This window comes from Haloferula sp. A504 (assembly GCF_044385805.1).
GTDB lineage: Bacteria > Verrucomicrobiota > Verrucomicrobiia > Verrucomicrobiales > Akkermansiaceae > Haloferula.
Genome location: NZ_JBISBU010000110.1, coordinates 1 through 5842 on the forward strand (window position 1 = coordinate 1; position 5842 = coordinate 5842).

A 5842-nucleotide genomic window follows, 5' to 3' on the forward strand; every position below is an offset into this window, starting at 1 on the left:
GCCTTCGACCACTACCGCGACCACCGCCAAAAATCAGTGAACACCATCAATATGGCACAACCCATCCAATCATAGCCTGCCAAGCAAACGCCCTACCGGCTCGCGGGGTGGTTCAGGCCATTTCGTTGGGAATCAATCCTTGACCCTGAGTCTCTTAGAGACGTGAATGACACCGTGATGAGGCGCCTTCTGGCATCCGTTCTCCTGCTCTGCGTCGGCTTTTCGCTGCCCGCAGTGGGAGGGCCGGTGTGCCTGTGCGTCGCGGATCTGATCCACGGGCAAAGTTGCTGCGGCGACTGTTGCGACGATCACGGCTGCGATTGCGCCGGGGGGTGCCCGAAAATCGAGGAACTGCCGGATGCCGCCGTGCCCGGGCCGACTCCCGAGGTGCCGCCGGTGCCGGTGACGGATCTCGCCGATCTTCCGGAAACGATGGTGGTGCCGCCGCTGGTGTCTTCGGCAGGAGCGCTGAGTCGCGCCGAATCGATTCGTGGTCCGACGACGGGTCCGCCCTCGCGGGCCGTCTTGGCGATCTGGAGACTTTGAAGCCGGGCTCTTGCGCCCCGTTTCACCGTGCCCTGGGAGGGCACCCAATTCGCGCCCGTTCACGGGTGCTCCGTCTCCCGATTTGCCATTTCCATGAATCAATCCCTGAAATCCCTCGCCCGAGTCGAGGACCCATCGAAAAACCGGCGGGCCCTGCCGCCTTGGACCATTCCCGCGGCACTGGCGCTGGGCTTCTCCCTGCTGTTCGCCGTGCTTTTCCGCGACCGGATCCTGCCGGCCGCCGAGGTCGAGGTGGCCCTGGTCCGTGCCACTTCCTCGGATTCCTCCAGCGTCGAGGAAGTCGCTGGCGTCGATTCGCCCAAGGCATGGGACAGCCCGTTGGCCTTCCAAGCCAGCGGGTGGGTGGAACCCGATCCGCTTCCGATCAAGGCAACCGCTCTGGTCGATGGCGTGGTGGAAAAGGTCCACGTGCTGGAGGGCGACCCGGTGAAGCAGGGCCAGCAGTTGGTCACCTTGATCGATGACGACGCCCGTCTCGCTCTCCAGGCGGCGCAGGAAGCGCTGCGCACCCGCAAGGCGGAGTTGGTCGAGCACCGGAAGTCGATTGAAGCCGGGCGGCGGAGCGTGGCCGCGGCGGAAGCGCGGGCAGAGGCGGCCATGGCGCTGCACTCGGAGACCGCGGACCGGCTCAGCCGGATCGAAGGGCTGGCCGAGGGGTCGATCTCGGAAACCGAGCGGGTGAAGGTCCGTGCCGCCCACCTCAAGGCCCGGGCCGGGGAGGCGGAGGCCCTTGCCGCCGTCGAGCAGCAGAAGGCGGAGGTGCAGCGGCTGGAAGCACGGATCCTGGTCCTCGAGAGCGTGGTGAACGCCGCCGAGGTGGAGGTCGAGCAGGCCGAGCTTGCCCTCGCCCGAACGGAGATCGATTCGCCTGTGGACGGCCGCGTGCTGCGCCTGCTGAGCGCCCCGGGCCAGAAGAAGATGCTGGCGATGGACGACATGGACAGCGCTACGGTCGCGATTCTCTATGATCCGGCGCAGCTTCAAGTGCGGGTGGACGTGCCGCTCGCCGATGCTGCCGGACTCCAGATCGGCCAGCGGACGCGCATCCGCTGCAGCCTGCTCCCCGACACGATTTTCCACGGCGAGGTCACCCGCATCACCGGCGAGGCGAACATCCAGCGCAACACGCTGCAGGCGAAGGTGCGCATCGAGGACCCCAGCGACCAGCTCCGGCCCGAGATGCTCTGCCGCGTCGAGTTTCTCGAAGTGTCGCAGGTCGGCGCGACCGCCGCGCCGGGCGTGGTGCTGGTGACCTGGATCCCTGAAGCGGCGCTCGCCGGCGATGCGGTCTGGGTCTGCGACCCGGAGTCGAAGCGGGTCGAGCGCCGGATGGTCGCCCCGACCGATGAAACCAAGGACGGGCACGTCCGGATCGACCGCGGCCTGCGCCCGGGCGAGTGGGTCGTGCTCGATCCGAAAGATTTGAGCAACGGTCAGCGCGTGAACCCTGAATTGATCCAGCCATGAATGACTTGATGATCCAATGCCGCGGTGTGTCGAAGAGCTACCGCAAGGGGTCGACGGTGGTGACGCCGCTCGAGGCCCTCGATCTCGACGTGCCGAAGGGCGAGTTTCTCGCACTGATGGGACCTTCGGGCTCCGGAAAGACGACGCTGCTGAATCTGCTTTCCGGCATCGACTCGCCCAGCCAGGGATCTTTGGTGATCGCCGGTGAGGAGATCTCCACCCTTGGGCGTCGCCAGCTCACTGCCTGGCGGGCCGCCCATGTCGGCTACATCTTCCAGCTCTACCACCTCGTCCCGGTGCTTACCGCCTTCGAGAATGTCGAGCTTCCGCTGCTGCTCTCCGGGCTTTCGAAAAAGGAGCGCCGGGAACGGGTGGCGACGGCGCTCGACCTCGTCGGCCTCACCGACCGCGCGAGCCACGCGCCGACCGAGCTCTCCGGGGGGCAGGAACAGCGGGTCGCCATCGCCCGCGCGATCGTCGCCGATCCATCCCTGCTGGTGGCCGACGAGCCGACCGGCGATCTCGACCGCGAGTCGGCGACCAACATCCTCTCGCTGCTCCGAAACCTCGCCGAGGAACACGGCAAGACGATCGTGATGGTCACCCACGACGCCAAGGCCGCGGCGGCCGCCGACCGGACCCTGCATCTGGAAAAAGGCCAACTCCTTGAAAACGCATGCGCTCCTTCCTGAACCTACTGCATCTCTCGTGGCTTCAGCTCACGCGGCACCGCGTGCGCTCGCTGCTCACGGTGCTCGGCGTGGCCTCCGGGATGTTTCTCTTCACGGCGGTCGAGACGTTGCAGCGGTCGCTCGCCAAGGCGACCGAGCAAACGGCGGCGGATACCGTGCTGGTGGTGTACCGGGAGAACCGCTTCTGTCCCTCGACCAGCCGCCTGCCGGAGCACTACGCCGAACAGATGCGCCGCATCGAAGGCGTGCGCGAGGTGATTCCGGTGCAGGTGGTGGTGAACAACTGCGGCGCCTCGCTCGATGTCGTCACCTTCCGCGGGGTGCCACCGGGATTGCTGACCCGTTTCGCGCCCGAGATTGAGATCATCGAGGGCAGCGAGTCCGAGTGGATGGCGCGCGACGACGGCGCGCTGCTGGGCGAGAACTTTGCGCGTCGCCGCGGCTTTTCCCCGGGGGATCGATTTGACGCGGCCGGGGTCACGGTCACGGTCTCGGGCATCCTTCGTTCGCCGAACGCGCAGGACAACAACGTCGCCTACGTGAAGCTGCCGTTTCTCCAGCAGGCGTCACGGGCCGGGCTCGGGGTGGTGACCCAGTTCAACGTTCGTGTGGACCGGGCCGATCAACTCGAGTCGGTCTCGAAGGAGATCGACGAGTTCTTCCGGTCCGCCTCGGAGCCGACCGACACCAAGCCGGAGAAGGCGTTCTTTGCCGAAACCGCCTCCGAGTTGATCGAGTTGGTGGCGTTCACCCGCTGGCTCGGGGTCGGCGCGGTGGTGGCCGTGGCCGCCCTGGTCGCCAATGCGCTGCTGCTGGTCGTCAGGGGAAGGGTCAAGGAGAACGCCGTGCTGCGGACCCTCGGCTACCCGGGCCGTGCCATCGCCACGCTGGTGGTGAGCGAGGGCGGCATGCTTGGCCTCGTCGGAGGGCTGGCCGGGGTCATCGGGGCCGCCGCTTTCCTCCGGTGGCAGAGTTTCACCATGGGCAATGAGGGCCTCGCGCTCTCCGTGCAGCCGGATCTCGTCGTCGTCTTCACCGGAGTCGCCTCGGGCCTGTTGCTCGGCATCCTCGCCTCGCTGTGGCCGGCCATCCAGGCCATCCGTCAACCCATCGTCCGGAGTCTCAGAGACTGACTTATGCTCCCCTTCAGTTACGCCGCCCGGAATCTATTCCGCTCGAAAGCCCGCCTGCTGCAGACGGTCGGCGGCAGCGCCCTGGTGGTGCTGCTGGTGATGGTCGCGGTCGCGATCAACCAGGGCATGGAGCGGGTGCTCTCGGCATCCGGTTCGCCGCAGAACGTGATCCTGCTCGGGGCGGGATCCGAGGAGAGCGTGCAGCGCAGCGAGGTGGCCGAGCAGGCCGCCGGGATCGCGGCGGCAAGCATTCCCGGCATTTCCGAGACGCTCGGCGTGCGGGCCGTGTCGGGCGAGATCTACTACATGAACTACCTCGGCCTGCCCGATGGCGAGCAGGTCGAGGCCACCTTCCGCGGGGTTTCGCCTGCGGCGCTGCACGTGCATCCCGAGGTCTGGCTGGTCGAGGGCAGCTTCCCGAAGGCCGGACAGGTGATGCTCGGCCGGCTTGCCTGGCGGAGCCTCGGAATCCAAGAGGACACGCTGAAGGTCGGCAGCGAGGTTTCGATCAATGGCCAGATCATGACGCTTTCGGGTTTCTTTGCCGCTCCCGGAACGGTGCTGGAGTCGGAGGTGTGGACGACTCTCTCGGATCTCCGGGTGCTGGCGCAGCGGGAGTCGCTCTCGTGTGTCGTCGTCCGCCTCGATGACCCGGAGGACTTCGCGGAGGCGGACCTGTTCGCGAAGCAGCGCCTCGACCTCGAGCTGGTCGCGCTCCGCGAGACCGACTACTACGGCAAGCTTAGTAACTTCTTCGCCCCGCTGCGCGGGATGATCTGGATCACTGCCGGATTGATTGCCGCCGGCGCGCTGTTTGGCGGGATCAACACCCTCTATGCCGCCTTCGCCTCGCGGGTGCGCGAGATGGGCACGCTGCAGGCGATCGGATTCAGCCGCGGCACGCTGCTCTGGAGCCTGGTGCAGGAAAGCACGCTCGCCTGCCTGAGCGGCGCGCTGGTCGCCTCGGCGGTCGCGGTGTGGCTGCTCGACGGGCAGACGGTGCCCTTCTCGATCGGCGCCTTCACCGTCGAGATCGGTCCCGGTGCCGCCCTTGCCGGCATCCTGACCGGGCTCTTTCTCGGACTCCTCGGCGCCCTGCCGCCGGCGATCCGCTGCCTCAAGCCGCCGCTTCCGGTCGCCCTGCGAATGTAACTCAACCCAACCCCACCATCATGAAGAAAATGAAGTACACCGCCCTGTTCCTTGCCGCGTTTGCGGCGGCCTCCTGTGAGAAATCCAGCACCGTGGATGTGGATCCGCCGGAAACCGGTCCGAGTGCCGCGCTGACCGCCGTGATCGAAGCCGCACCCGACGGGGAGGCCTCGCCGATTCACATGGCCCGGCAGACCATCCAGCCCGGCGACAAGGTCACGGTGAGTGGCCAGGTCATGGGTAACGAACACCCCTTCGTCGAAGGCCGCGCCGCCTTCATCCTGGGAGATCCGGCGGTGCTCACGCCGTGCAACGAGAAGCCCGACGATGGCTGCGAAACTCCCTGGGACGCCTGCTGCGACACGCCCGAGGACAAGAAGCGTGGGACCGCCACGATTCAGATCGTCGATGCCGACGGCCGCGTGCTGAAGGAGTCGATTGAAGGTGTCGGTGGCATCGGGAACCTGGCCAAGCTCATCGTCAGCGGCACCGTCGCCGAAGGCTCGTCCACCGACGCCCTGGTGATCAATGCCAGTGCGATCGAGGTCGAACGCTGAGCGGCTGCTCGAAAGTCTCGGGGCGCTGGGTTGGAAGGCCCTGAAGTCCCGGAGGGACGTCGGCACGTAGCCACGGGTGCGAACCCGTGGAGTTCGTGGCATTCGATGATTGAGCTCCGAAGGAGCGCAGGCGGGGCTGTCTCCGGCGACACCATCCCTGCAAAAGGCACAAGCTCGCTCGGACGAAGTCAAAACCACCCGAAATCAACAGACTCCCCATTTGGCAACCCAGTACGATGTCAAATAAGTGCGCAACACATGGGCGGGGGGAATT

The 5842-nt window shown here is 66.5% G+C and carries 6 protein-coding genes; all 6 read left to right on the forward strand.

Annotated features, from left to right (window positions below):
* Positions 1-177 precede the first annotated feature (177 nt).
* Positions 178-546: a hypothetical protein gene (locus ACG2LG_RS23415; RefSeq protein WP_396263231.1), complete on the forward strand. Its 369-nt coding sequence runs from the start codon at positions 178-180 to the stop codon at positions 544-546.
* A 93-nt stretch (positions 547-639) separates the two neighbouring features.
* A complete protein-coding gene (locus ACG2LG_RS23420; protein WP_396263233.1) occupies positions 640-2034 on the forward strand; it encodes an efflux RND transporter periplasmic adaptor subunit in 1395 nt (464 codons plus the stop codon).
* Positions 2031-2726 (forward strand): ABC transporter ATP-binding protein, encoded by a 696-nt coding sequence (locus ACG2LG_RS23425; protein ID WP_396263235.1) that lies wholly within the window; start codon positions 2031-2033, stop codon positions 2724-2726. Before ACG2LG_RS23420 ends, ACG2LG_RS23425 begins: the two co-directional genes overlap by 4 nt.
* Entirely contained in the window at positions 2711-3859 is a 1149-nt protein-coding gene (locus tag ACG2LG_RS23430; RefSeq protein WP_396263237.1) for an ABC transporter permease, read from the forward strand. The genes ACG2LG_RS23425 and ACG2LG_RS23430 overlap by 16 nt, the downstream gene beginning before the upstream one ends.
* Positions 3860-3862: 3 nt before the next feature.
* Complete coding sequence (locus ACG2LG_RS23435; RefSeq protein ID WP_396263238.1) at positions 3863-5011, forward strand: ABC transporter permease; 1149 nt, start codon at positions 3863-3865, stop codon at positions 5009-5011.
* A gap of 20 nt (positions 5012-5031) precedes the next feature.
* Positions 5032-5568 carry a hypothetical protein gene (locus tag ACG2LG_RS23440; protein WP_396263240.1) on the forward strand — a complete coding sequence of 179 codons (537 nt, stop codon included), beginning with the start codon at positions 5032-5034 and terminating at the stop codon, positions 5566-5568.
* Positions 5569-5842 lie beyond the last annotated feature (274 nt).

Bases quoted from the DNA above. Each gene is read 5' to 3' on its own strand.
- ACG2LG_RS23415 (WP_396263231.1), top strand. From the start codon at position 178: ATGAGGCGCCTTCTGGCATCCGTTCTCCTGCTCTGCGTCGGCTTTTCG.
- ACG2LG_RS23420 (WP_396263233.1), top strand. From the start codon at position 640: ATGAATCAATCCCTGAAATCCCTCGCCCGAGTCGAGGACCCATCGAAA.
- ACG2LG_RS23425 (WP_396263235.1), top strand. From the start codon at position 2,031: ATGAATGACTTGATGATCCAATGCCGCGGTGTGTCGAAGAGCTACCGC.
- ACG2LG_RS23430 (WP_396263237.1), top strand. From the start codon at position 2,711: ATGCGCTCCTTCCTGAACCTACTGCATCTCTCGTGGCTTCAGCTCACG.
- ACG2LG_RS23435 (WP_396263238.1), top strand. From the start codon at position 3,863: ATGCTCCCCTTCAGTTACGCCGCCCGGAATCTATTCCGCTCGAAAGCC.
- ACG2LG_RS23440 (WP_396263240.1), top strand. From the start codon at position 5,032: ATGAAGAAAATGAAGTACACCGCCCTGTTCCTTGCCGCGTTTGCGGCG.